Source organism: Lentzea sp. NPDC036955 (genome assembly GCF_055608005.1).
The window spans coordinates 125,980-149,951 of the sequence record NZ_JBVJRC010000001.1 but is presented as its reverse complement, the minus strand read 5'-3'; the positions used below and the strand labels follow the sequence as shown (position 1 = coordinate 149,951).

The window sequence follows — 23,972 nt, the reverse complement described above, 5'->3', positions numbered from 1 at the left end:
TTCGCTCAGGTCAGAGCGTCAGGGTCCACCGGTTGAGCGTTCCGGTGTCGCCGGGACCGCCGTCGTAGACGTTCAGCAGCCAGCGGCCCGCACGGGACTCGCTGGACAGGTTCGCCGTGTAGGTGCGCACCAGGTTGTCCGTGTCGCCACCGGTCTGGTTGTGCAGCTGGTAGGTGGTGCCGTCCGGTGCGGTCAGGTACACCCGCAGGTCACCGATGTAGGTGTGGGTGATGTCCACCGCGACCGTCGAGGTGGCTGACGCCGCACCGGAGCAGGTGATCGTGATGGCGCTCTGCGTGGTGTAGTAGTCGAGGATCTGGCCGCTGTTCGAGTTGGTCACGGCCGGGCAGGTACCGCCGCCGGTGGTGCCGACGACGATGCGGAACGACGCCGAACCGGTCTTGCCCGCGCTGTCGCGAGCGGTCACGGTGACGTTCGCCGTGCCGGCGGTGGTCGGCGTGCCGGTGATCGAACCGGACGTCGAGCTGATCGACAGGCCGGCGGGCAGACCGGTGGCCGACCAGGTGTACGGGGAGGACCCGCCGCTCGCGCTGTTGTTCAGCTGGAACGACTGGCCGACCGTCGCGGTCTTGTCACCGGGGTTCGCCACGGTGACCCCACCGGGCTGGGTGCCGTTGAGGTAGCCGGAGTACAGCAGCACGTTCGGCGAGCCCGTGTTGATGCCGCTGAGCTTGCCGGTGGAACCGTTGTTCACCAGCGCATCGCGCACCTGCGCCGGGGTGGCCGACGGGTTCTGCGCGAGGTGCAGTGCCGCGACGCCCGCCACGTGCGGCGACGCCATCGACGTGCCGGACATGGTGGCGGAGCCGGTGTTGCTGTTGTACGCCGCGGACACGATGTCCGTTCCCGGGGCGAAGATGTCCAGGCAGGTGCCGTAGTTGCTGTCCGAACGGCGGGCGTCGGAGCGGTTGCTGTTGCCGACGGTGATCGGCGCCCGCAGGTGCTGCGGGCTGTACTGGCAGGCGTCGTCGTTGGAGTTGCCCGCCGCCATGACCCACTGCACGCCGCTGTTGACGACACCGGTGACGGCGTTCTCGAGCGCGGGGTTGCTGGGGCACCGCTGACGGCAGCCGATGCTGTAGTTGACGACGCCGGGCCCGGACCCGTTGCGCACCACCCAGTTCGCGGCGGCGATGAGGTCGTCGTCGTAGGCGCTCCCACCGCAGTCGAGCACCTTCAGCGGCACGATCGTGGCCTTCTTGGCCACGCCGTACCGCGTTCCGGCGGCCGTGCCGGCGACGTGCGTGCCGTGACCGTTGCAGTCCTGCGGCGTGGAGTCGTTGTCGACGAAGTCGTAACCCGCCGCGATCCGGCCGGTGAAGTCCTGGTGGTTCGCGTTGATGCCGGAGTCGAGGACGTACACGCGCACGCCCTCCCCGCCGTTGGCGGGATAGGTGAACTTGCTGTCCAGCGGCAGGTCGCGCTGGTCGATGCGGTCGTCACCCCAGTTCGGCGGGCTCTGCTGGGTGTCGAGCACCTGCATGCGCACGACCTGCTGCACCCGCTCGACGGCCGGGTCCGCCGCCGTGCGCGCGGCCTGCTCCGGCGACATCGACACGGAGAAGCCACCGACCACCGCGTCGAAGACGTGCCGGGTGCGACCGCCGTGCCGTTGGACCACCGACGAGGCAGCCGAGGCCGTGCCCTGCGCGGTCGCGGTGCCCTTGAGCACCACGATGTACCTGCCGGGCACCGCATCGGCGGACCCGGCGTTGAGGACGGGGGCCGAAGGCGCCGACGACGCCGGCGTCGCGAGCACGAGAGCCGACCCGGCCGCAGCGATCACACAGCCGATCACACCCGCTGAGGTTTTCCATCTCGCCATGAGCTGTCATGTCCTTCATTCGCAGGGGAGAACGCGGAGACAACCCGCGCTCTCACCACGCTACGAACGACATCCGTCCCGGCCACCACGTAATTTCGCGTCGGTGGAGGGCATCGGGAAAGACCGGTACGCCGATCCGGGAAACCCGTACCGCAACGACGCGAACCCCTATCGCAACCACCGCCGCCCCCTGCTGTTCCCGGCGGAGCGGTCACCTGACCCGGCACAGGGCCGGCAACGCCCGCTCAGTGGCGGCAGGTCCGCCCGACCTCGGCGAGGACCTCCTTGAACGCCGCGAACCGGCAGACTGGGGTGATGCGCATCGACCGGCTCGACCACCTCGTCCTCACCGTCACCGACCTGCGGGCCACGCTCGACTTCTACGTGACCGTGCTCGGCATGCGGGAGATGACCTTCGGCGAGGACCGCAAGGCGCTCGCCTTCGGCCACAGCAAGATCAACCTGCACGAGGCAGGCCACGAGTTCGAACCCAAGGCCCGCCACGTCGTGCCCGGCAGCGCCGACCTGTGCTTCGTCACCGAGGACCCGCTCGACGAGGTGCTCGCGACCCTCGCCGCCCACGGCGTTCCCGTCGAGGAGGGGCCGGGGGAGCGCGACGGGGCCCTCGGGCAGATGCGCAGCGTCTACGTGCGCGACCCGGACGGCAACCTCGTGGAGATCTGCAACTACACCGAATCAAACTAGAACAAAAGTTCTAACGAGAAAGAATCGCCGTCTCCGCCAGCTTCCTGGCTCGCGGGATGACCTCCTCCGGATCGGCCCCGAGCTGCATCCGCACGAGAACGCCCTCATAGACGATCGCCACGTCCGCGACGACCTCGTCCACCGCCGGAAGACCCGCCGCCAGCTCGGCCAGGCGTTGCACCAGGTGGTCCTTGTGCGCGAGGGCCACCTCGACCGCCGGATGTCCGGCCGGCAGCTGCACCAGCCCGGCGACGTGCGCGCAGCCCTGGTCGGCGCCCTGGTCGCGGCACCACAGCAGCAGGGCGTCGAACACCGACAGCACCCGGTCCAGCGGTGTCGCGGCGTCGGCGGCCACCCGTTCCCAGGTCGCGCGCCACAAGTGGTCCCGGCGGCGCAGGTAGGCCTCGACCAGGCCGTCCTTGCCGCCGAAGTTCTTGTACACCGAGCCGAGCGCGACCCCGGCACGGTCCACCACGGCGTCCACGCCGGTGTTCGCGATGCCGTCGCCGTAGAACAGCTCGGAGGCGGCGACGAGGATGCGTTCTCGCGCTGAAGGGGCCACGCCGTTAGTCTAGGAGTAGAACTGACATTCTACCAGGGGAGGATCGTGGACAGGCGGCAGGTGGGGTTGATCTGTGCGGGCACGGCACTCGTCGGGGTGTGCTACGGGTTCGCCAGGTTCGCCTACGGCCTGTTCGCGCCCGCGTTCCAGCAGCAGTTCGCGCTGGGCTCCACGCTGCTCGGCGTCATCGGCGCGGGCAGCTACGCCGGCTACGGGATCGCGGTCGTCGCCGGGTTCCTGCTGACCAACCGGCACGGTCCGCGGCCGGTGGCGGTGGGCGCGGGGGTGTTCGCCGCCGCCGGCACCGCGCTCGTCGCCGTCTCGGCGAACGGCGTGCTGCTCGCGGCCGGTGTCCTGGTCGCCGGGGTGAGCACCGGTCTGGCGTCGCCGCCGCTGGCCGAGGCGATCGCCCGCACGGTCGACGCGGCGCGCCAGGACCGCGCGCAGTCGGTGGTGAACGCGGGCACCGGCGTGGGCGTGCTGCTGTCCGGACCGGTCGCGCTGGTCCTGCTGGACGACTGGCGGCTCGCCTGGGCGGCGTTCGCCGTGGTGTCGGTCGCCGTCACGGCGTGGGTGGTGGCGACGGTGCCGCACGGACGCGGTGCGACGGGCCGGGAGACGGGGTCGCTGCTGCCGCCCGGTGCCGCGCCGCTGCTCACCGCCGCGTTCCTGCTGGGCCTGGCCAGTTCGGCGGTGTGGACGTTCGGCCGCGACGTCGTGCACACCGGGCCGACCGCCGCCGCGCTGATGTGGTCGCTGATCGGACTGGCCGGGCTGTTCGGCGCGGTCAGCGGTCACCTGACCGGCGTCCTGGGCCTGCGCACCGCCTGGACCGCCGTGCTCGTCCTGCTCTCCGCTGCCACCGCCGCACTCGCGCTGTGGCCGGGCGACGTCGCCGTGTCGTTCACCGCCGCCGGCCTGTTCGGTGCCTCCTACATCGCGCTCAGCGGGCTGCTGCTGGTCTGGAGCACGCGCGTGCACGGCGACCGGCCGGCCACCGGCGTCGGCACGTCGTTCCTGCTGATTGCCGTCGGGCAGGCCGTCGGCGCCCTGCTCGCCGGCGTGGTGGTGGACCACTTCGGCCACCTCACCGCGTTCCTCGGCGCCGCCGCCGCAGGACTGCTCGGCGCGGTGGTACGGCCGGGTGCCGAGACCGGTGCCGCCGCACCACTACGGTGATCCGGCATGAAGTCCACTGTGCACGGGCCGGGCCGGATCGAGGGGCGGGTGCTGGTCGGCGTGGTGGTCGCCGCGCTGGTGGTGACCGGTGTGCTGGCGAGGTCACCCGGCACGTGGGCGCTGGAGGTCGTGTGGGTGGTCGTCGGCCTGCCGCTGGTGGTGTTGCTGCGCAAGCGCTTTCCGCTGACCCGGTTGCTGTGCTGGTTGCTGGTGCTGCACGCGCTGGTGCTCTGCTACGGCGGGCAGTACACCTACGCGGAGACACCGCTCGGCGAGTGGGCACAGGAATGGCTTGGCATGCAACGCAACAACTACGACCGGTTCGCCCACGTGGTCCAGGGGTTCGTGCCCGCGGTCGCGGTGCGGGAGGTCCTGCTGCGCCGTACGCCGTTGCGGCCGGGCGGCTGGGTGGCGTTCCTCAGCACGTGCGTGTGCCTGGCGATCAGCGCGTGCTTCGAGTTCGTCGAGTGGCTGAGCGCGGTGGTCCTGGGAGCCGGTGCCGACGACTTCCTCGGCACGCAGGGCGACCAGTGGGACACGCAGTGGGACATGTTCCTGTGCCTGTGCGGAGCGGTGGTCTCCCTGCTGGTGTGGCGGCGGCTGCACGACCGCCAGCTCGGCCTGCGGCCCTAGGCCTGGGCCGCGAGGTCGGACGGGTGCTGCGCCAGCGGCGTCACCTCGACATCCATGAACTCCCACAGCGGCAACGACGACAGCACGGCGTGCAGCTCGTCGTTGGTCGGCACGTCGAAGATCCCGATGACGTCGCTGCGCCCCACGACCCGCCACAGGTGCGGCCAGACACCCAGGCGTTGCAGCTCCAGCGCCCGCTCCTTCTCCGCCGTGACCAGTTCCGCCCGTCGCGCGGAATCCAGGTCGTGGGGGAGCGAGACGTCCATTCGCACGTGGAAGAGCACGAGTTCACCTCCGCAGGTCGGCGGCCCTCGCAGGTCGAGGTGCCGCCGTCACGGGGAATACCCGCGCCGGGCCCGTTCGATGCGAGCCGCGACGACCACACCTCCAGGCCCGGGACCCGTGTGGTTATGCTCCGCCGGACATCTTTGGGGGAGCACGTGGGCGTTCTGAACGACTACTTCCGCGCACCCGGCGCCGAGCAGGCGGCGCTCGTGGTGGACGGCGGACCGTTGAACCACCTGGACACCGTCGCCGGCCTCGAACCCGACGTGGTGCTGGGCCAGCTGATCGGGTTCGTGCGCGACGTCGAGTGGCACCCCGGCCTGTCCGCCACCACGCTGGTCAGCGACGAGGACAGCGAGTTCGAGGCGTGGGTCTGCGAGTTCGCCGATGACGTCAGGGACACCCTGGCCGACATCCCCGCCGCCGACGTGCCCGCACTGGCGCGGCGCTGGGCGGGCATCGAGGAGCTCGCGACGCACACCGGTGAGCCGCTCGACCTGGCCCCGCACCTGCACGAGCTGATCGCACTGGCCGCGCGCTCACGCGCCGCCGGGGAGCACCTCTACGTCTGGCGATCCCTCTAGCCGGTACCACCGCCACCCCCGTTGCTGCCCAGGCATCTGCAAGTACCACCAACATGTTCGCCGTCTGACGAAGGAGACTCCGGACCCACGGACGGTCGGCGGCGCTGTTGGTAGTGGAAAAGTGCCTGTTGATGTTGAGTTGGTGGTACTTGCAGATGCCGGAAGAGCAGGGGTCAGGTGCCGGTCGAGCCGTCGAGGGCCTCGCGCAGGAAGTCGGCGTGGCCGTTGTGCCGTGCGTACTCGTGGCACAGGTGGTGCATGACCAGCCGCAACGACACGTGCTGCTCCCACTTGGGCTGGTAGCCGGTGATGTCGAGCGACTCGGCGGCGCGTTCGATCCTGCGGGCGTGCGCGACCTCGGCCTCCCACGCCGCGAACGCCTCCGTGCGCGTCGAGCCGCTCGCGTCGTAGGCGACCTGGTAGTCGTTGTCGGCGGACCACACGTTGGTGACGTCCTCGCCGTTGATCACGCGCCGGAACCACGTGCGCTCGACCTCGGCCATGTGCCGCACCAGCCCCAGCAGGGTGAGCGTGGACGGTGGCATCGACCGGCGGCGCAGCTGCTCGTCCGACAGCCCCGCGCACTTGAGCGCGAGGGTGGCGCGGTGGAAGTCGAGGAACGCGCGCAGGGTGTCGCGCTCGTTCCCGGTCAGCGGCGGCTCAGGTCGGTCGGTCACGCCCTCCATTGTGGAGATCCGCCACCGCGGCGACCGCCGCCGGGGGCCGGCGCTACGGTGGGTGCGGAGACGGAACGGAGTGGCGGATGACGCAGCTCGAGCAGGCGGAGTCGGCGTTCGCGGCCGCGCGGCCCAGGCTCTTCGGCATCGCGTACCGGATGACCGGCAGCGTGGCCGACGCCGAGGACCTGGTGCAGGAGGTGTGGCTGCGCTGGCAGACCGCCGACCGCGCCGCAGTGCTGAACCCCGAGGCTTACCTGGCCACGGCCACCACCCGCCTCGCCATCAACGAGAGCCGGACCGCCCGCGCCCGCCGCGAGACCTACGCCGGCCCGTGGCTGCCCGAACCGGTCGACACGGCCGCCGACCCGCAGCTGGGCGCCGAGCGGGGTGCCGTGCTGGAGCTAGCCGTGCTGATGCTGCTGGAGAAGCTCACCCCCACCGAACGTGCCGCCTACGTGCTGCGCGAGGCGTTCGACTACCCGTACCGCGAGATCGCCGAGGTCGTTCAGACCAGTGAGGTCGCCGCACGCCAGCTGGTCAGCCGCGCCCGCAAGCACCTCGCCGACTCGCGCCGCACCCCGGCCACCCCCGCCAGGCAACGCGAGCTGCTGGAGGCCTTCGTCGCCGCCGCCCAGGCAGGTGACCTCGCCGGCCTGGAAAAGCTGTTCGCCGCGGACGTGGTGAGCTGGTCCGACTCCAACGGCAAGGTCCGCGCCGCCGGCCGCCCGCTGTACGGCGCCACCGCGCTGGCGAAGATCTTCGCGGCCTGGGCACCGACGTTCTGGACGGCCGAGGACGTCTCGTACGTGGAGGCGAACGGGCAGGCGGCGATCCGGCTGGAACGCGACGGCACGGTGTTCGGCGTGATCACGGTAGCGGTGTCGGAGGAGGGCATCGACCAGGTGATGTGGCTGGTCAACCCGGAGAAGCTGGGCGCGTTCGCCTAGGAGGCGTTCGCAGCGCGTCACAACCGCGCGGGCTGTCTTGTCCTAGCTCGTGAACGCCCGCACACCAGCGGGCACACGAAAGGGATGGACCATGAGGATCGTTGTCATCGGCGGCACCGGCTTGATCGGCAGCCAGGTCGTGAAGCGGCTGGGGGAGCACGGCCACGAGGCGGTGGCGGCCTCCCCGAGCAGCGGCGTCGACACCGTCACCGGCGCAGGCGTCGAGGAGGTGGTGAAGGGCGCCGACGTGCTCGTGGACGTGTCGAACTCGCCGTCGTTCGCCGACGAGGACGTCCTGCGCTTCTTCACCACGGCCACGACGAACCTGGTCAACGCCGCACGGCAGGCCGGGGTCGGCCACTACGTCGCGCTGTCGATCGTCGGCGCCGACGAGCTGCCGGACTCGGGCTACCTGCGGGCGAAGGTGGCGCAGGAGGAGCTCATCAGGGCGTCGGGCCTGACGTACTCGGTCATCCGCGCCACGCAGTTCTTCGAGTTCGCCGGCGCCATCGCGAACAGCGCCACCGCGGACGGCGTGGTGCGGCTCCCGCACGGCGGTGTCCAGCCGGTCGCCGCGGCGGACGTGGCGGCGGTCGTGGCCAGGACGGCGGCGACCGAGCCGGTGAACGGCGTGCTGGAGATCGGCGGGCCCGAGGAGTTCACGATGGACGGGTGGATCCGCACGGTGCTCACGCGGCGCGAGGACGAGCGCGAGGTCGTGTCGGACCCGCGGGCGCAGTACTTCGGCACGGCGCTGACCGGAAGGCAGCTCGTCCCGAACGCCGGCGCGCAGCTGCAGGCGACGAGCATCGAGGACTGGTTCGCCGCAGGGAACTGACCCGATCCACAACAGACGGTCGTCCGTCCGAAAAGGCGGACGACCGTCTGCTGAGGACTGTCACGACGAGACGCGTTGCCGGCGAGACCAGACCTTCGCGTTGAGGGTGCGCACGACCTCGCCCAGCACCGAGGTCTGCGCCGTCGACTCCAGGTGCAGGTACAACGCCCCGTGCCGCATGGACACCGCGGCGAACCGGTCGCGCAGCGGGGAACGGGTCGACGTGGGCGGCACGATCGTCAGCACGTCCGCACCGGCGTCGCGCAACGGCCCGATCACGCGGCCCAGCTCCACTTCCGCGTCGTACGGGTCCGCGGCGTCGTCCTGTCCTCCGCACAGCACCAGCGCGAGGTCGCAGCGGAAGTCCAGTGCGCGGGTGAGGTGCCGGGCGCGGGTGTCCGAAATGGACGCCCTGGTGCGGCAGAGGTCGAGGAACGCGAGGCTCGTGTGGGTGTCGCGCAGGTGCCTGGCGAGTCCCTTGCGCGAGGACGGGCCGATGCCACCGGGGTCGCCGAGCGCCACCAGCCGACGCCACGGTGCGTCGGGCGTCACCCCCGCCAGCCGTGTCTCAGTCATTTTTCCCCCTGACCCCGAATACGTGTGCGACGCAAGCCGAACAATACCGGTTTTCGAGGGTACAGGGCTCTTGCATCCTGCCTATCGGATTGCAGCTCTGGATCACGCTGTGACGTTTGACGACGACGTTGCGTGAGGTTAGTCTGCTGACAAGGCTGCGGGGGGTCGCGTTGGGGGGCGCACGCTGGCGTGCGCGCTTTCCTGCGAAATCAACCTCCGAACGTCCGCACACGGTAGTCGGGGGTATTCGTGAAGATCAGCATTCTCGGACCGCTCGAGTTATCCGAGGACGGCGTGAAGTTCAGGGTGCCGGGCGAGAAGCTGCGGGCACTGGTGGCGGCGCTCGCTCTCTGCGCAGGTCGGCCCGCTACCAAGGAGCAGCTGATCGACGAGTTGTGGCCGGACTCCCCGCCGCGGAATGCGGCGAACTCCCTGCAGGGGCATGTCGCGCGGTTGCGCAAGATTCTCGGCGAGGAGACCGGGCGCGAGTCCCTGCGCGATATCGTGCAGACTTCGGATGCCGGTTACGCGTTGGCGCTGGCGCCCCAAGATATCGACGGGCTGAAGTTTTGTGAAATGGTGAACCAGGTCGGCCTGCGACCGGACATGGATTCGTTGAACGTCATCGCGGTCCTTACCGAGGCCTTGTCCCTGTGGCGCGGTCCGGCACTCATCGACACCGGCCACGGCCGCATCTCCCGGCTCGCGTACGCCCGATTGGCGGAGACGAAGCTGAATGCCTATGAGCGGTTGTTCGACGCGCAGCTCGCCCTCGGCGAGAACCGGGCGTTGATCACCGAGCTGGAACAGCTGCACCAGCAGCACCCGTTGCGCGAGCGGTTCTGCGGGCAGCTGATGACCGCTCTCTACCAGGCCGGACGCCAGGCGGAGGCGCTGGACCTCTACCACCAGCTGCGCCAGCGCCTGGCCGTCGACCTCGGACTCGAACCCAGCCAGGCGCTGCGCGACAAGTTCCACGGGATCCTCCAGCAAGACCCCGCCCTGCTGCGCTGAACGGTCACACCGACCTGGTGATCCGGAGTATCTGCCAGACCGCGCCGAGCGACGCCTTGCCGTGGAACGCCAGGTACTCCGGCACAACGAGTTGCGGTCCCCACTTCTCCTTGTACGCCAACTGGCTCGCGGCGGGGTAGACGGCGTCACCGTGCGTGGCGAGCAACCGCATCAGCCGGTCGGTGAACGGACTCGCCGTAGACGTGCGGAGATCCGGTGACAGACCGGTGAACGGCGTGAAGCCGAAGTGCAGCCACGCGGCGCCCTCCTCGCGGAACCGTTCGATCGCGACGGAGTTCACGAGCTCCATCACCCCCGGCGGAACCGTCGGAACCCGCCGGCTGAGGTCGTGCAGCCACCCGCTCCTGCTGCCGAACGCCGGTGAGTACGACACGTAGGCGATCGGCTCGCCGCCGATCGTCGCGAGGAAGAGCCTGCGGTCCTCCTGCACCGCGCCGCCGCACTCGCCGACGAGGAACTCGATCTCCTTGACGTGCCGCCCCTTCGACCGCAGCCACTGGCCGTCGATGGTCTTCAGGTCGTCCCGGTGCTGCTCGTACGGCACCTCCGCGACCTCGACCCCGCTGCGCCGCGCCTTCGCGATCTTGTTGCGCAGCTTCATGAACTTCGTGCCGCGCAGGGAGAAACCGGACAATTCCAGGGAGTAGGAAGCACCGACCTGGTTGATCGTGCACCCCGCACGAACGTACGTTTCGACATCGGCCGGCTGCAGCTGGATGGACACGACCTTTCGCTTGTGCGCATCCGCGTGTGCGAGGAACGCCCGCAGCAGCGGCTCCTGGTCCTCCGGCGCCGCCAGCACCCCACCGAACTGCACGAGGTACCGACCGGCCGTGCGGTAGGCGATGACACCCGTGTGACCTGCGGCGGTGAAGTACTCGTTGCCCGAGTTCAGCGCCAGGAACGCGCTCGGGTTCTCACCGAACTCGCGCACCGCGTGCCGGGCCAGGTCGAAGCGGACGGTGTCGTCCACGGTGCTCATGCGGATCTCCTTCGGTGGCCGGGAGGGGCCCAGCATCGCCGACGAGCCGGAGACCGTGCTGAAAGCGCGGTGTCAGCGCTGTCTCCGGGGGTTCTCAGCGGCGGCTGGAAGAGTCACCGGCACATCGACAGAACAGGGGGCCACGTCGAGCCATGCGCACATATCTGTCCTATGTCGACGGCCGGAACGTCTCCAGCGCCGGTTGGGTGTACGTCGTCGACGCCGCGAGCCTGCTCGACGACGTCTTCGCCAGCCTGACGCTGAAGCGCAGGCTGGAAGACGGCGCGCACCTCCCCGACGCGTTGCCCGCCTCGATCGTCGGGCAGGTGGCGAAGGCCGACCGCGAGACCGTGAACCGGGCCGTCGAGGCCGCGGCCCGCGCGCAACCGGTGTGGGCGGCGTTCCCGTTGGACACCAGACTGGAGGAGCTGGGCAAGCTCATCCACGCCCGGCTCGTCGAGAAGGCCGGTGAGATCACCGAGGTCCTCGTGCAGGAGGGCCACCCGCTGGCGCTCGCGCGCTGGCAGGTGTCCGGGATGCTGGAGTGCTACGGGCCGGAGTCGCTGGCCTTCTACCGGTCCCAGATGCGCCAGGAGTTCCAGCACGGTGAGCGGCGCATCCTGGTGCGCCGCCAGCCCGACGGCGTGGTGTGCCTGAACCCGCCGCAGAACGCGCCGTTGTCGAGCGCGCTGCTCGGCGTCACGTCGCTGATGGCCGGCAACTCGCTGGTCGTCCGCGCCCCGCGCAGCGCACCACTGGGCGTCATGTACGTGCTGCACGAGGTCGTGGTGCCGGCGCTGGAGGAGATCGGCGCACCGCCCGGCACGCTGAACGTGGTGTGCGGCGACCCGGCGCCGATGCTCAACGTCTGGGTGGACAGCCCCCTCGTCGACGACATCATGTACTTCGGCAGCAGCGAGAACGGCATCCGCTTCCAGGACCGCTGCGTCTCCGCCGGCAAGAAGCCGATCCTCGAGCTGGGCGGCAACGACGCCGTCGTGGTCTGGAAGGACGCGGACCTGGAGCTGGCGGCGGAGGCGCTGTCGGAGAGCTTCTTCGGCTCCGGCCAGCTCTGCATGATCCCCAACCACGTGCTCGTCCACCCGGACGTCGCCGACGAGCTGGTCCGGCTGCTGGTCCGCACCGCGCTGCACATCCGCCCCGGCCCGGCCTCCGAGGAGGACGTGCTGCTCACCCCGGTGCTGCGCAACGACAAGTTCTTCGCCGTGCTCGCCGACGCGCTCGACAAGGGCGCCGAGCTCGTGTGCGGCGGGTACGCGATGCAGACCGACGAGACCAGGGACCCCAACGGCGTCTTCCTGGAACCGACGGTGGTGCTCGTGCGCGGCCTGGAGGGCGCCCGCGAGGTCGACGCGGTGCGCGAGGAGACGTTCTTCCCGCTGCTGCCGCTGGTCGTGGCCGAGCCCGCGAGCGACGAGGTGCTGCTCGACCGGTTCGTCGACTTCGTCAACAGCAACCGGTACGGGCTGCGGAACTCGGTGTGGGCCAACGACCCCGAGGTCGTCGAACGGTTCGTCGACCGGATCAACGGCGGTGGCCTGCTCAAGGTCAACGACTCGCACATCGGCTTCCTGCCCTACCTCCCGACCCACGGCGGCACCGGGCTCACCGGCGGCGTGTTCGGCGAGGCCAACTACCCGATCCTGCGCACCTCCCACCTGCAGGGTGTCAGCATCGCCACCGGCATCCGTCCGAGGGACGCGATCTTCGGCGCGTGGCAGGCGGCACTGGGCACGGCGAACTGAAGGGACCACCCATGCGTGCACTGGACGCCGCTCGCGAGACGTGCGAGGCGTTCCTCCCCGGCCTGCAGGACCAGCTCGCCGCGCTGGAGCTCGATGAGCTGGAAGGACCGGAGTCCTCCGCCATCGCGCTCTTCCGCGCGGCCGGCGGGCCGGGGCTGGTGATCCCGCGGGCGTACGCGGGCGCCGGCGCGGACCCGTTGCAGGCCATGGCCGTCACCCGCGCCCTGGCCTCCCGCGCGCCCTCGCTGGCAGTCGCCACGACCATGCACCACTTCTCCGTGGCGACGCTGTTCACCCTGGCGGAGAGCGTGAAGTCGAGCGGGATGGAGTGGGCGCTGCTGGAAGGCGTTGCCACGCAACGCCTGCTGGTGGCCTCCGGGTTCGCCGAGGGCAAGCCGGGGCAGGGCATCCTCACGCCGACGATGTCCGCGGTCAAGGCCGAGGGCGGGTACCTCATCAACGGCTCGAAGAAGCCGTGCAGCCTGTCCCGGTCGTTCGACCTGCTGACCGCCAGCGTGTCGGTGACCGGCGACGACGGTCAGCAGGAGATGGCGGTGCTGCTGCTGCCCCGCCAGAGCGAGGGCATCACGGTGCACCCGTTCTGGTCGAGCTGGGCGCTCGCCGGTGCGGAGAGCGACGAGATCCGGCTCACCGACGTGTTCGCCGACGAGCAGCTGCTGATGCGCACCGACGCGGCCCGCGACGAGCTGGACGACCTGCAGACCATCGGCTTCATCTGGTTCGAGCTGCTGATCTCCTCGTCCTACCTCGGCATGGCGAGCGCGCTGGTGGAACGCGTGTTCGCCGCGGCCAAGGGCAGCGAGTCCGACCGGGCGGCGGTGGTGCTGCGGCTGGAGTCCGCGACGCTGCTGCTGGAGGGCATGGCCAGGATGATCATGGCCGGTGAGGTGGACGACGTCGCACTGGGCAAGACGCTCGTCGCGAGGTACGCCGCGCAGGACGCGCTGACCGACACCGTGAACCGCGCGGTCGAGCTGCTGGGCGGCATGGCGTTCATCTCCTCGCCCGAGGTCGCCTACCTGGCCGCGGTCACGCACGCGCTCGCGTTCCACCCGCCCTCGCGCGGCAGCTTCACCGTTCCGTTCCTCGCACACGTCGGCGGGCAGCCGCTGCGACTGGGAAGTGGGTCATGAGCGTGCTGGACACCGCCACGCCCGACCGCGAGGCACTCGGCCGGCTGTACCGGTCCAGGCTCAGCAAGGGCCGCGCGACGCTCGGCGAGATGTTCGGCGGGCACGTCGAGGTGGGCTCGCAGGGCGCCTGGGTCACCACGCAGGAGGGCCGCCGGTTCCTCAACTGCGGCGGCTACGGCGTGTTCCTGATGGGCGCGCGGCACCCGACGGTGCTGCGGCACGTGCTCGCGCAGCTCAGCAGGCACCCGGTGTCGACGCGGATCTTCCTCGAACCGCAGGCGGCGCTCGCGGCCGACGCCCTGGTGTCCGTCTCACCGCCGGGACTGGAACGCGTGCACTTCTCCGGTGCCGGCGCCGAGGCCGTCGAGACCGCCATCAAGATCGCCCGCACGAACGGCAAGCGGCGGCTGGTCGCGATGGGGTCCGGCTACCACGGCAAGACCATGGGCGCGCTGAGCCTCACCGGCAAGGACGTGTTCCAGCAACCGTTCCTGCCGCTGCTGCCCGGCACCTCGCACGTCCCGTACGGCGACGCCGAGGCCCTCGACGCGCTGCTCGCGACGATGCCGGGCGAGGCCTGCGTGTTCGTCGAACCGGTGCAGGGCGAGGCGGGGGTGGTGCTGCCACCGCCGGGTTACCTGCGGGCGGTCGCGGACTCCTGCCGCGCGCACGGCGCGATGCTCGTGGTCGACGAGATCCAGACCGGTCTCGGCCGGCTCGGCTCGTGGTGGGGCGTCGACACCGAGGGCGTCACGCCGGACCTGCTGCTCGTCGGCAAGGGGCTCAGCGGCGGTGTCGTCCCGGTCGCCGCCGTCGTGGCCACCGCACGGGCGTTCCGCGCGCTCGACCGCGACCCGTTCCTGCACACCTCGACGTTCTCCGGTGTGCCGCTGGCGATGGCGGCGGCCCGCGGCGCGATCGAGGCGATCCAGGAGGACAACCTCGTCGAACGGTCCCGCGTGCTCGGCGAGGAGATCCTCGGGCAGGTGCGCAGGATCGTGCACGCCCACTTCGGCGACCTGGTGCGCGAGGTGCGCGGCCGCGGCCTGCTGATGGGCGTCGAGTTCACCGAACCCGGTCTCGCCGGCGACCTGCTGATCGAGCTCGTCGAGCACGGCGTGATCGCCAACCACTCGCTCAACTCCCACCTCGTCCTGCGCCTGACGCCGCCCGCGGTGCTGACCCGCGACGAGCTCGACTTCCTCTACGAGGCGCTGGACCGCGCGTGCGCGGTGCAGGCCGCCCGATACCCGGAAGGGGTGCAGACCCATGCGTGACGCGCAGGTGACGATCCTCGTCGCCGACGTCGGCCCGGCGACCACGTTCGAGCGGATCTCCGACTTCGCCGCGTACCCGGACCTGATCGATGTCGTGCGCTCGGTCAGCGTCCGGTCCGTCGGCCCCGGCGAGGACCACAGCGACTGGGAGGTCTTCTTCCGCAACGGCATCCTGCGCTGGACCGAGGTCGACCGGTTCGACGCGGACGCGCTGACGATCACGTTCGAGCAGCTCGAAGGCGACTTCGCCGAGTTCGCGGGCACCTGGGTGGTGACACCGCACGGCACCGGCAGCGCCGTCGCGTTCACGGCCGGGTTCGACTTCGGCATCCCGAGCCTCGCCGGACTGCTCGACCCGATCGCCGAGCGGGTGCTGAAGGAGACCATCGTCCGCGCGGTGGCCGGCCTGTTCGACCGGGTGGACGTGGTGGGCGACGACGCCGCCCTCGCACTCGCGGCGGGGGTGCGGTGATGGACGCCAAGAACACGTTCACCACCCGCACCACGTACAACCTGCTGCGCGCGGAGTACGGGCTCGGTCTCGTCGTCGCCGTCGTGCTGTTCTTCTGGCACATCGGCGAGGTGCGCTGGCTGCCCGCGATCGGGTTGTTCCTCTACATCGACCTGATCGGCTACCTGCCGGGGGCGGTCGCCTACCACCGCAGCGCCGACAAGAAGATCCCCAAGGTCTACTACGTCCTCTACAACACCATGCACAGCCTGGTGACGCAGGGACTCGTCGCCATCGCGTGGATCGTCCTCATCGGACCGGAGTGGGCGTTGCTCGCCCTGCCGATCCACCTCTTCGGCGACCGCGCGCTGTTCGGCAACCTGCTCAAGCCGTTCGTGCTGTCGTTCGAACCGGTCGCCCACCCGGCGTGGCTGCGGTTCCGCGCCGAGCTCGACGCCGCCGACCGCGGGGTGACCGAGCTGGTGGGCACGCGGTGAGCGTCGGCACGGTGCCCAGGTTCAGCCGGCACTTCACCAACGGTGTCGCGGTGCTCAGCTGTGGCACCGGGCCGTCCGTCCACGGCGTCACGGTCAGCACGCTCGCCCTCGCCTCGGTCGACCCGCCGATGGTGTCGTTCGCGCTGCGCTCGGGCAGCCGCGGCCTCGCCGCCCTGCTGGCGGCCGGGCGGTTCGCCGTCAACCGGCTCGCGGAGGGGCAGGCCGACCTCGCCCGCTACTTCGCCAGCGCGACCAGGGGACGCGGGCAGCCGGAGGTGTGGCGGGAGGGCACCGAGGTGCCGCTGCTCGCCGACGCCGCGGGCTGGCTGGAGTGCACGGTCGACCGGGTGGTGCCCACCGGTGACCACGTCCTCGTGCTGGGCCGCGTGCTGCGCGCCGAGCTCGGTGCGGGTGCCCCGCTCTCGAACACCTTTCGAACCGACCCGAGGAGCTGACGGTGTCCGACCGCACGACGATTCCCGCCGAGGCCGACTGGGAGAACGCTCCCTCGCTCGTCGACGGCGCGATGAGCCTCGACCTCACGGCCGAGACCTGCGACCTGAAGTACTGGTTCGGCAACGTGCCGCAGGGAACGTTGCGCGGTCACGTGCTTGGGCACGCGCCGGACGTGGTGCCGCTCGACGTCACCGCGCAACCCGGCCCGCTCAACGACGCGCTCACCCAGGAGCTCGCGTTCCGCTCCATCGCGGAGGAGAAGGCCACGCGGGCGATCTCCTACCTGGTGGCGCTCGCACCGGACAACGCGTCCATGGAGTTCTACGCCACCCAGCTGATGGACGAGGCGCGGCACGCCATGGTGTTCCGCAACCACCTGCTGGAGCTGGGCGTCGCCGCGCAGGACCTGTGGTCCACCATCGACCGGCTCGCCGAGACCGACCGCGACCGCATCCTCGTGCCGCTGGAGGAGCTCGGCCTGCGAGTGCTGCGCGACGAGGGCGACTTCATCGGCGGCGTGGTCGTGCTGACCGTGCTGGTCGAGGGCGTGCTGGCACCGGCGGCCGAGCTGAGCGAGCGCAAGTGGCGCGTCTTCGACCCGGCCGCCGCGGAGATCGAACGCGGCGCGGGCATCGACGAGATCCGCCACCTCACCGTCGGCAGCGCCATCGCCCGCGACTACCTGCGGCACAACCCCGAGGCCAGGGGACGCGTGCTGGAGCTGATGCAGCACGGCTACGAGCTGTGGGCGAAGCTGCCGACCGAGGACATGCTGGTGCGCCGCGAGTCCCTGTTCCAGGAGGGCATCCGCCTGCACGGGCACCTGCTCGGCGACTACGAGATCTGGCCGGGCAGGCGGCTCGCCGACACCACCGTCGAGGAACGGGTCGGCACCGCGCACGAGTGGACCGACCAGATGCAGCGCGTCCGGCTCGCCTACATGGGACTGGAGGGAGGAACGGCATGACCTCGATCAAGAGCCAGCCGCCGACCGCGCTGGCCGAGATCACCAGGATCGTCAAGCAAGCCGGGCTGATGGACTCCCGGCCCGTCTACTACACGATCAAGATCATCTCGAACCTGGTGCTGCTCGCGGCGGGCTGGGTGGCGTTCGTGCTCGTCGGCGACTCGTGGTGGCAGCTCGCGGTCGCGGTCTACCTGGCGTTCTGCTTCGCGCAGACCGACCTCATCGGCCACGACGCCGGCCACCGGCAGATCTTCCGCACCAAGACGCCGAACGAGGTGATCGGCTACGTCCACGGCAACGTGCTCACCGGCGTCAGCTTCGGCTGGTGGGTCGGGCACCACACCAAGCACCACAACTTCCCGAACCACCTCTCGCTCGACCCGGACATCCTGCGCAGGCAGGTGATCTTCGACAAGAGCCAGAGCGCCAGCCGCACCAGCGCGTTCTCCCGGTTCGTGGTGCGCCACCAGTCGTGGATGTTCTACGTGCTGATCATGATGGAGGGCGTGCGGCTGCACCTGTCCGGCTACGTCGCCGCCAGCAAGGGCGCGCTGACCAGGTACCGCAACGCGGAGCTCGTCGTCATCACGCTGCACCTGGTCGTGTACCTCGTGGCCGTGTTCCTGGTGATGTCGCCGCTGAAGGCGCTCGCGTTCATCGTGGTGCACCAGGCGCTCTTCGGCTTCTACATGGGGTTGCTGTTCGCGCCCAACCACAAGGGCCTGCCCGTGCGCGACGGCGAGTCCGAGGAGCTCGACTGGCTGACCCGCCAGGTGGTGACCTCGCGCAACATGCTGCCGAGCCGGGTCACGAACTTCTTCTACGGCGGGCTGAACTACCAGATCGAGCACCACCTGTTCCCGTCGATGCCGCGCAGCAACCTGCACCGCGCCCAGCCGCTGGTGAAGGAGTTCTGCCTGCGCCAGGGACTGCCCTACGTCGAGGTGTCGCTGGCCCGCTCGTACCTGGAGGTCTCCGACTACCTGGGCGAGGTCAGCGACGACGTCCGCGATCTGGGGAAGGTGTGACCGCCGTCCTGTGCGGCCTCGGCGCCTGGTTGCCACCCGCGGTCGTGACCAACGACGACCTGGCCGCCGAGCTGGACACCTCCGACGAGTGGATCACGACCAGGACCGGCATCCGCAGCAGGCACGTCGCCGACCCGTCCCTCGCGACGTCCGACCTGGCCGTCGAGGCCGGTGCGCGGGCGTTGAAGTCGGCGGGTGCCGCGTCCGTGGACGCCGTCGTGCTCGCCACGACGACACCCGACCAGCGGTGCCCGGCGACGGCACCGCTGGTGTCGGCGCGGCTCGGGCTCGGCACCGTGCCGGCGTTCGACGTCCAGGCCGTGTGCACGGGTTTCCTGTACGGGCTCGGCATCAGCGCGGGGCTGATCGCGTCCGGTGCCGCGGAGCGGGTCCTGCTGATCGGCGCGGAGACCTACTCGCGCATCCTCGACCCCGCCGACCGCAGCACGCGGGTCATCTTCGGTGACGGTGCGGGAGCGGTCGTGCTGCGGGCGGGCGAGCCGGACGAGCTGGGTGCGCTCGGCCCCGTGCAGCTCGGCAGCGACGGCACCGGCCACGACATGATCACCATCCCGTCCGGCGGCGCGCGCGACCCGTTCGGCACCGACCCGTACTTCCGGATGCGCGGCAGCGCGGTGTTCCGGCACGCGGTCGAACGCATGACCGAGTCGGCGCGCACCGCCCTGCGGACCGCCGGCTGGGCCGAACCGGACGTCCTGGTGGCGCACCAGGCGAACCTGCGCATCATTCACGCCGTCGCGGGCCAGCTCGGCGTGTCCCGCGACCGGTGCGCCGTGCACCTCGACCGGGTCGGCAACACCGCCGCCGCGTCGATCCCGCTCGCCCTCTCCGACGCGCGGCTCGCGCCGGGCACCCGCGTGCTGCTGACCGGTTTCGGCGGCGGACTCGCCTGGGGCGCCTGCGCGTTGCGCTGGCCGGACCTGTCCCTGACCTGAGTGGAAGGAAACGCAGATGAACGACGTCTACGACCGGCTGGTCAAGATGCTGATGGACGTGATGGGCATGGAGGAGGACGAGATCCAGCCGCACCACACGTTCAACGAGCTCGAGGTCGACTCGCTCGGCCTGGTCGAGCTCGTGCTGGTGGTGCAGAAGGAGTTCGGCGTCGAGATCGCCGACGACGAGGTCAGCCCCGACTTCACCATCGCCCAGACCGCGGAGCTGATCGTGGGCAAGGGCGTGAAGGTGTGACGCCCGGCCGGTTCGACGCCGCGATCACCGGGGTCGGGCTGGTGACGTCCGCCGGAGTCGGCGCGGCCGCCGCGTGGGAACGCATCCTGCTCGGCTCGGCGACCGCCGCCACGAAGGTGCCCGCGCTCGCGGGCACCCCGGCGGACTTCGGTTGCCAGGCCGACGGCTTCGACGCGATCGCGGCCCTCGGCAAGCGCACCGCGTGGCGGCTGGACCGCAGCACCCAGATGGCCATGGCCGCCGCGGCCGAGGCGCTGGCGGACTCCGGTCTCGACCCGGCGCGGTGGAACGGCGAGCGGGTGGCGGTGGTGCTGGGCAACGGCATCGGCGGCGCCGCGGCGTGGGAGAAGCAGCACAACGTCCTGCGCGACAACGGTCCGCTGGAGGTGTCGCCGATGCTCATCCCGATGCTGTCGATGAACATGTCCGCCGGCTACGTCGCGATCCAGTGCGGGGCGAAGGGACCCAGCCTGGTGACCGCCACGGCGTGCGCTTCCGGCACCACCGCCGTCGGTGTGGCCAGGGACCTGTTGCGCAACGACAGGTGCGACGTGGTGATCACCGGCGGCACCGAGGCGTGCCTGGTGCCGTCGATCATCTCCGGGTTCAGCCAGATGGGCGCGCTGTCGGCGCGCGGGGACGAGATGGACGTGGCGTCCCGGCCGTTCGACGTCGACCGGGACGGCTTCGTGCCGGCGGAGGGCGCGGCGGTGCTGGTGCTGGAACGGGTCGCGGACGCCCGTGCCCGCGGCGCGCGCATCCACGCGTGCGTCAGCGGGTACGGCGCCTCGGCCGACGCGCACCACCCGACCGCGCCCGACCCGGACGGCGCCGGTGCCGAACTGGCGGTGCTCGCGGCGTTGCGGGACGCGCAGATCGGTGCCGGCGAGGTCGACCACGTCAACGCGCACGGCACCTCGACGCCGTTGAACGACGTCGCCGAGGCCAGGATGATCCGCCGCGTGCTGGGGGACCGGCCGGCCGTCACGTCCATCAAGGGCGTCGTCGGCCACGCCCTGGGCGCAGCGGGGGCGATCGAGGCGGTGGCGACGGCGCTGACCGTGCGCGACCGGCTCATCCCGCCCACCGCGAACCTCGACAACATCGCGCCCGAGATCGAGGTGGACGTCGTCGCGAAGATCGCCAGGGAGGCGACGGTCGACGTGGCGGTCAGCAACTCGTTCGGGTTCGGCGGCCAGAACGCCGTGCTGGTGCTCACCCGCCCCTGACGCGACTGGTCCTGGTCGTCGGGAACGACCAGGACCAGGCGGGTGGTGCCCGGGGACTACCAGACGATCAGCGAACGCCCGCCGGTGCGGGCCTCCATCCGCTCGAACGCCTCACCGACCCGTTCCAGCGGAATCCGGTCGGTCACCACGACGTCGAGGTCGATCGCGCCGGCCCGGACGTGCTCCAGCAGCTCCGGCAGGTCGCGAGCGGGATCGGTGTTGCCGTGCAGGCAGCCGACGAGCGTGCGCGCGGAGTGGAACAGCTCCAGCGCGGAGAAGGTGACCTGCTGGCTCTTCCCGCCCGCACCGACGACCGTGGTGACACCGCCGCGGCGGGTCATGTCCCACGCCTGCCGGATCGTCTCCGCGCTGCCCACGCACTCGATGGCGTGGTCGACACCGCCGTCCACGAGCGACCGGGCCGACTCGCCGGCCAGGAGGAAGTCCGTGGCACCGCAGGCGCGGGCGGCGGACTCCTTGGCCGGTGAGGCGTCGACCGCGATGATCCGCTCGGCACCGCTCAACCTGGCCGCCTGCACCGCGATGAGCCCGACACCACCGGTGCCGATCACGGCGACCGAGTCACCGGGCGCGACCCGCGCGCTGCGCCGCACCGCCCCGTACGCCGTGAGCGCCGCGCACCCCAGCAGGGCGGCGGTCTCCGGCGGCAGGTCGGACGGCACCACGACCACGGCCTCCGCGGGCACCACGGTCTGCTCGGCGAACGCGGCCACCCCGAGACCGGGGTACACCGGTTCGTCCTGCCACGTGCCCAGCGGGCGGCGTGACGCCTCGTCCCCGCGGGTGCACAGGAAGGGCTGACCGCGCAGGCACCAGCGGCACGACCGGCAGGCCGGCCGCCAGCTCAGCACCACGTGGTCGCCCACCCGCACACCGGTGACGTCCGGTCCCACCTCGGCCACCACGCCGGTGCCCTCGTGCCCCAGCACGGCGGGCAACGGGTGCGGCAGCGTCCGCTGCGCCAGCGACAGGTCCGAGTGGCAGACACCGGCGGCGGTCAGGCGGACCCGCACCTCGCCGGGACCGGGGGCGCGCAGCGAGATCTTCTCCACGCTCAGCGGGCCACCGGTGGTGACCGCGGCCAGCACGCGCATCAGTCGGCCGCCGCCATCGAGATGGTCTCGTCGATCTCGGCCTGGCGCTCCTGGAGCTCCCGGCGTTCCCGGTCGAGCTGCTCCGCCTGGTCCTCGTCGGCCGCCATGAGCTTCAGCAGGTCCTTGTTCGCCATGTCCAGCACGCCCATGTCGTCGTAGGCCTTCTGCACGGCAGGGCCCCACAGGCCGATGTCGCGCACGCACGGCACGATCCGCGCGAACAGCAACGACCGGAAGGCGCGCATGCGCGGGCCCTTGTTCATCAGCTCCATGCACTCGGCCATGTCGAACCCGAGGTTCTCCCACACCTCCTGCATGCGCAGCCGGTCGCGCATCAGGTAGCAGCCCTCGATGACGAACTCCTCGCGCTCGGCCCGTTCCTTCGCCGACAGCTCGGCGTAGTAGTCCTTCAGCGCGAGCCGGCCGAACGCCACGTGCCGCGCCTCGTCCTGCATGACGTACGCGAGGATCTGCTTGGGCAGCGGCTTGTTCGTCTTGTCCCGCAGGATGCCGAACGCGGCCAGCGCGAGCCCCTCGATCAGCACCTGCATGCCCAGGTAGGGCATGTCCCAGCGGGAGTCGTTGAGCGCGTCCTCCAGCAACGACTTGAGGTGCGGGTTGATCGGGTAGGTCAGCCCGATCTTCTCGTCGAGGAACTTGGAGAACACCTCCGCGTGCCGCGCCTCGTCCATCACCTGCGTGGCGGCGTAGAACTTGGCGTCGATGTCGGGCACCGACTGCACGATCCGCGCCGAGGTGATCATCGCGCCCTGCTCACCGTGCAGGAACTGGCTGAACTCCCACGACGCCATGTGCTGGCGCATCACCTTGCGCTCCTGGTCGTTCAGCTTCTCGTACTGCCGCGACCCGTACAGCGCCAGCGTGTTCTCCGGTGTGCCGAGCACGTCGTACGGGTCGACCTCGATGTCCCAGTCGATCCGCTTGACGCTGTCCCACTGCTTGTCCTTGCCCTTCTGGTACAGGCTCAGCAGCCGTTCGCGGCCGGAGTCGTAGTCCCAGCTGAAGTAGGTGTCGCCGGCCGCGGGGAACGTCCAGTTCGTGCTGTCCATCAGGAACTCTCCACAGGTTCGGAGGGGACGACCACGGGCAGCGCGCCGGGCACGACCTCGATCGTGTACCGCGACTCGGGCGTGGTCTGCAGCTCGCCGTCGTGCTCGAACACCAGCGGCTCGCCGTCGGTGCGTTCGAGCACGAACCGGCGGCCGCGGACGTAGGTCACCTCGGGACGGTGGACGTGGCTGCCGTCGGCGGTCAGGCCGGGCAGCGCCTTCGGGTCGAGCTCACCGCTCACGACGCAGACGTCGAGCAGCCCGTCGTCGAGCAGGGAGTGGGGGAGCACCATGAACCGGCCGCCGCGGAACCGGCCGCCGCCGACGTTGGCCAGCACCACGGTGCCGTCGTGCACCAGCCGGTCGTCGACGAGCACCCGGCCCGGGTAGGGCGTGAAGGTGGCGATGGTCTCGGCGACGGCCCGCTGGTAGCGCTCACGGCCGTGGTGCTGCGTCAGCCGCGCGGCGCTCACGAGCGCCTGCGCGACCAGACCGGTGCACGCGCCGAGCAGGAAGTAGCGGTCGGTCTCCAGCACCCAGCCCACGTCGAGCCGGGCGACCCGCGACGGCGCCCGCAGCGCCTCCCGCCACGGCAGGTCCGACCAGAGCTCGCGGTAGGTGGAGTTGCCGGTGCCCGCGGGCACGATCCGCAGCGGTGGCGCCTCGCCGGCCGCCCGGACGAGCCCGGAGGCGACCTCGCGCACGGTGCCGTCACCGCCGACCGCGACGACGAGGTCGGCGCCGTCGGCGGCCGCCTTGGTGGCGAGCTCCTCCGCGTGTCCCGGGTACTCGGTGACCAGCACGTCCGCCGTGGCGAACGTACCGGCGACCTCGTCTGCGAGGGACCGACCACCCTGTCCGGCAACGGGATTGGTGATGATCACCGGCATGCGGGGGT

At 70.8% G+C, this 23,972-nt stretch carries 27 protein-coding genes; 18 read left to right on the top strand and 9 right to left on the bottom strand.

Translation table 11 applies throughout. From position 1 onward, the window contains the following. Positions 1 to 10: 10 nt before the first annotated feature. A complete protein-coding gene (locus ACZ7CF_RS00760) occupies positions 11 to 1,807 on the bottom strand; it encodes a S8 family serine peptidase (RefSeq protein WP_360387784.1) in 1,797 nt (598 codons plus the stop codon). Between the two features lie 354 nt (positions 1,808 to 2,161). On the opposite strand from ACZ7CF_RS00760, the gene ACZ7CF_RS00755 reads away from it, so the two are divergent. Next, entirely contained in the window at positions 2,162 to 2,551 is a 390-nt protein-coding gene (locus ACZ7CF_RS00755; protein WP_470368468.1) for a VOC family protein, read from the top strand. Positions 2,552 to 2,561: 10 nt separating this feature from the next. Here the strand turns inward: ACZ7CF_RS00755 and ACZ7CF_RS00750 are convergent, their stop codons facing one another. Continuing rightward, on the bottom strand, positions 2,562 to 3,113 hold the full coding sequence (locus ACZ7CF_RS00750) for a TetR/AcrR family transcriptional regulator (RefSeq protein ID WP_470368467.1): 552 nt from the start codon (positions 3,111 to 3,113) through the stop codon (positions 2,562 to 2,564). A 45-nt stretch (positions 3,114 to 3,158) separates the two neighbouring features. Here ACZ7CF_RS00750 and ACZ7CF_RS00745 point away from each other — a divergent pair, with 45 nt between their 5' ends. Both ACZ7CF_RS00745 and ACZ7CF_RS00740 read left to right on the top strand, forming a co-directional pair. After that, positions 3,159 to 4,292 (top strand): MFS transporter, encoded by a 1,134-nt coding sequence (locus ACZ7CF_RS00745; RefSeq protein WP_470368466.1) that lies wholly within the window; start codon positions 3,159 to 3,161, stop codon positions 4,290 to 4,292. Between the two features lie 6 nt (positions 4,293 to 4,298). Then, on the top strand, positions 4,299 to 4,925 hold the full coding sequence (locus tag ACZ7CF_RS00740) for a DUF2238 domain-containing protein (protein ID WP_470368465.1): 627 nt from the start codon (positions 4,299 to 4,301) through the stop codon (positions 4,923 to 4,925). Here the strand turns inward: ACZ7CF_RS00740 and ACZ7CF_RS00735 are convergent. Beyond that, on the bottom strand, positions 4,922 to 5,209 hold the full coding sequence (locus ACZ7CF_RS00735; protein WP_470368464.1) for a muconolactone Delta-isomerase: 288 nt from the start codon (positions 5,207 to 5,209) through the stop codon (positions 4,922 to 4,924). The genes ACZ7CF_RS00740 and ACZ7CF_RS00735 overlap by 4 nt on opposite strands. Before the next feature lie 156 nt (positions 5,210 to 5,365). On the opposite strand from ACZ7CF_RS00735, the gene ACZ7CF_RS00730 reads away from it, so the two are divergent. Beyond that, positions 5,366 to 5,794, top strand: a complete 429-nt coding sequence (locus ACZ7CF_RS00730) for a hypothetical protein (protein ID WP_470368463.1) — start codon at positions 5,366 to 5,368, stop codon at positions 5,792 to 5,794. A gap of 173 nt (positions 5,795 to 5,967) precedes the next feature. Here the strand turns inward: ACZ7CF_RS00730 and ACZ7CF_RS00725 are convergent, their stop codons facing one another. Continuing rightward, positions 5,968 to 6,471 (bottom strand): DinB family protein, encoded by a 504-nt coding sequence (locus ACZ7CF_RS00725; protein WP_470368462.1) that lies wholly within the window; start codon positions 6,469 to 6,471, stop codon positions 5,968 to 5,970. An 86-nt stretch (positions 6,472 to 6,557) separates the two neighbouring features. Here ACZ7CF_RS00725 and ACZ7CF_RS00720 point away from each other — a divergent pair, with 86 nt between their 5' ends. Further along, positions 6,558 to 7,421, top strand: a complete 864-nt coding sequence (locus ACZ7CF_RS00720; protein ID WP_470368461.1) for an RNA polymerase sigma-70 factor — start codon at positions 6,558 to 6,560, stop codon at positions 7,419 to 7,421. A 91-nt stretch (positions 7,422 to 7,512) separates the two neighbouring features. Then, positions 7,513 to 8,259: an SDR family oxidoreductase gene (locus ACZ7CF_RS00715; protein ID WP_360387805.1), complete on the top strand. Its 747-nt coding sequence runs from the start codon at positions 7,513 to 7,515 to the stop codon at positions 8,257 to 8,259. A 60-nt stretch (positions 8,260 to 8,319) separates the two neighbouring features. Here ACZ7CF_RS00715 and ACZ7CF_RS00710 read toward each other — a convergent pair whose 3' ends face one another. Beyond that, positions 8,320 to 8,835: an SGNH/GDSL hydrolase family protein gene (locus ACZ7CF_RS00710; protein WP_470368460.1), complete on the bottom strand. Its 516-nt coding sequence runs from the start codon at positions 8,833 to 8,835 to the stop codon at positions 8,320 to 8,322. A 249-nt stretch (positions 8,836 to 9,084) separates the two neighbouring features. Between ACZ7CF_RS00710 and ACZ7CF_RS00705 the strand changes: the two genes are divergently transcribed. Further along, positions 9,085 to 9,849: an AfsR/SARP family transcriptional regulator gene (locus ACZ7CF_RS00705; protein WP_360387810.1), complete on the top strand. Its 765-nt coding sequence runs from the start codon at positions 9,085 to 9,087 to the stop codon at positions 9,847 to 9,849. A gap of 4 nt (positions 9,850 to 9,853) precedes the next feature. Here ACZ7CF_RS00705 and ACZ7CF_RS00700 read toward each other — a convergent pair whose 3' ends face one another. Next, positions 9,854 to 10,852, bottom strand: a complete 999-nt coding sequence (locus tag ACZ7CF_RS00700) for a bifunctional lysylphosphatidylglycerol flippase/synthetase MprF (RefSeq protein ID WP_470368459.1) — start codon at positions 10,850 to 10,852, stop codon at positions 9,854 to 9,856. Between the two features lie 152 nt (positions 10,853 to 11,004). On the opposite strand from ACZ7CF_RS00700, the gene ACZ7CF_RS00695 reads away from it, so the two are divergent. The 11 genes from ACZ7CF_RS00695 to ACZ7CF_RS00645 are packed head-to-tail and all read left to right on the top strand — an operon-like array spanning position 11,005 to position 20,889. Next, positions 11,005 to 12,618: an aldehyde dehydrogenase family protein gene (locus ACZ7CF_RS00695; protein ID WP_360387816.1), complete on the top strand. Its 1,614-nt coding sequence runs from the start codon at positions 11,005 to 11,007 to the stop codon at positions 12,616 to 12,618. An 11-nt stretch (positions 12,619 to 12,629) separates the two neighbouring features. Next, on the top strand, positions 12,630 to 13,772 hold the full coding sequence (locus ACZ7CF_RS00690) for an acyl-CoA dehydrogenase family protein (RefSeq protein WP_360387818.1): 1,143 nt from the start codon (positions 12,630 to 12,632) through the stop codon (positions 13,770 to 13,772). Continuing rightward, positions 13,769 to 15,049 (top strand): aspartate aminotransferase family protein, encoded by a 1,281-nt coding sequence (locus tag ACZ7CF_RS00685; protein ID WP_360387820.1) that lies wholly within the window; start codon positions 13,769 to 13,771, stop codon positions 15,047 to 15,049. The genes ACZ7CF_RS00690 and ACZ7CF_RS00685 overlap by 4 nt, the downstream gene beginning before the upstream one ends. Continuing rightward, positions 15,042 to 15,521 (top strand): type II toxin-antitoxin system RatA family toxin, encoded by a 480-nt coding sequence (locus tag ACZ7CF_RS00680; RefSeq protein WP_470368458.1) that lies wholly within the window; start codon positions 15,042 to 15,044, stop codon positions 15,519 to 15,521. The genes ACZ7CF_RS00685 and ACZ7CF_RS00680 overlap by 8 nt, the downstream gene beginning before the upstream one ends. Then, the gene (locus ACZ7CF_RS00675; protein WP_360387826.1) at positions 15,521 to 15,997 is read left to right on the top strand and encodes a hypothetical protein; all 477 of its coding nucleotides are present in this window, start codon (positions 15,521 to 15,523) and stop codon (positions 15,995 to 15,997) included. Before ACZ7CF_RS00680 ends, ACZ7CF_RS00675 begins: the two co-directional genes overlap by 1 nt. A gap of 11 nt (positions 15,998 to 16,008) precedes the next feature. Then, on the top strand, positions 16,009 to 16,452 hold the full coding sequence (locus ACZ7CF_RS00670; protein ID WP_360387828.1) for a flavin reductase family protein: 444 nt from the start codon (positions 16,009 to 16,011) through the stop codon (positions 16,450 to 16,452). Between the two features lie 2 nt (positions 16,453 to 16,454). After that, positions 16,455 to 17,420 (top strand): VlmB-like protein, encoded by a 966-nt coding sequence (locus ACZ7CF_RS00665; protein ID WP_360387831.1) that lies wholly within the window; start codon positions 16,455 to 16,457, stop codon positions 17,418 to 17,420. After that, positions 17,417 to 18,448, top strand: a complete 1,032-nt coding sequence (locus tag ACZ7CF_RS00660) for a fatty acid desaturase family protein (protein WP_470368457.1) — start codon at positions 17,417 to 17,419, stop codon at positions 18,446 to 18,448. Before ACZ7CF_RS00665 ends, ACZ7CF_RS00660 begins: the two co-directional genes overlap by 4 nt. Further along, a complete protein-coding gene (locus ACZ7CF_RS00655; protein WP_360387837.1) occupies positions 18,445 to 19,404 on the top strand; it encodes a beta-ketoacyl-ACP synthase III in 960 nt (319 codons plus the stop codon). Before ACZ7CF_RS00660 ends, ACZ7CF_RS00655 begins: the two co-directional genes overlap by 4 nt. A 16-nt stretch (positions 19,405 to 19,420) precedes the next feature. Then, positions 19,421 to 19,660 (top strand): acyl carrier protein, encoded by a 240-nt coding sequence (locus tag ACZ7CF_RS00650; protein WP_360387840.1) that lies wholly within the window; start codon positions 19,421 to 19,423, stop codon positions 19,658 to 19,660. Then, complete coding sequence (locus ACZ7CF_RS00645; RefSeq protein ID WP_360387842.1) at positions 19,657 to 20,889, top strand: beta-ketoacyl-[acyl-carrier-protein] synthase family protein; 1,233 nt, start codon at positions 19,657 to 19,659, stop codon at positions 20,887 to 20,889. Before ACZ7CF_RS00650 ends, ACZ7CF_RS00645 begins: the two co-directional genes overlap by 4 nt. A gap of 56 nt (positions 20,890 to 20,945) precedes the next feature. Here the strand turns inward: ACZ7CF_RS00645 and ACZ7CF_RS00640 are convergent, their stop codons facing one another. From ACZ7CF_RS00640 to ACZ7CF_RS00630, 3 genes are read right to left on the bottom strand one after another with little or no spacing between them, the layout of a single operon-like run. Then, positions 20,946 to 22,004 (bottom strand): Zn-dependent alcohol dehydrogenase, encoded by a 1,059-nt coding sequence (locus tag ACZ7CF_RS00640; protein WP_458433147.1) that lies wholly within the window; start codon positions 22,002 to 22,004, stop codon positions 20,946 to 20,948. Beyond that, positions 22,004 to 23,074 carry a ferritin-like domain-containing protein gene (locus ACZ7CF_RS00635; protein WP_360387847.1) on the bottom strand — a complete coding sequence of 357 codons (1,071 nt, stop codon included), beginning with the start codon at positions 23,072 to 23,074 and terminating at the stop codon, positions 22,004 to 22,006. The genes ACZ7CF_RS00640 and ACZ7CF_RS00635 overlap by 1 nt, the downstream gene beginning before the upstream one ends. Next, positions 23,074 to 23,964, bottom strand: coding sequence for a diacylglycerol/lipid kinase family protein (locus ACZ7CF_RS00630; RefSeq protein WP_360387850.1), 891 nt, complete (start codon positions 23,962 to 23,964; stop codon positions 23,074 to 23,076). Before ACZ7CF_RS00630 ends, ACZ7CF_RS00635 begins: the two co-directional genes overlap by 1 nt. Between the last annotated feature and the right edge of the window lie 8 nt (positions 23,965 to 23,972).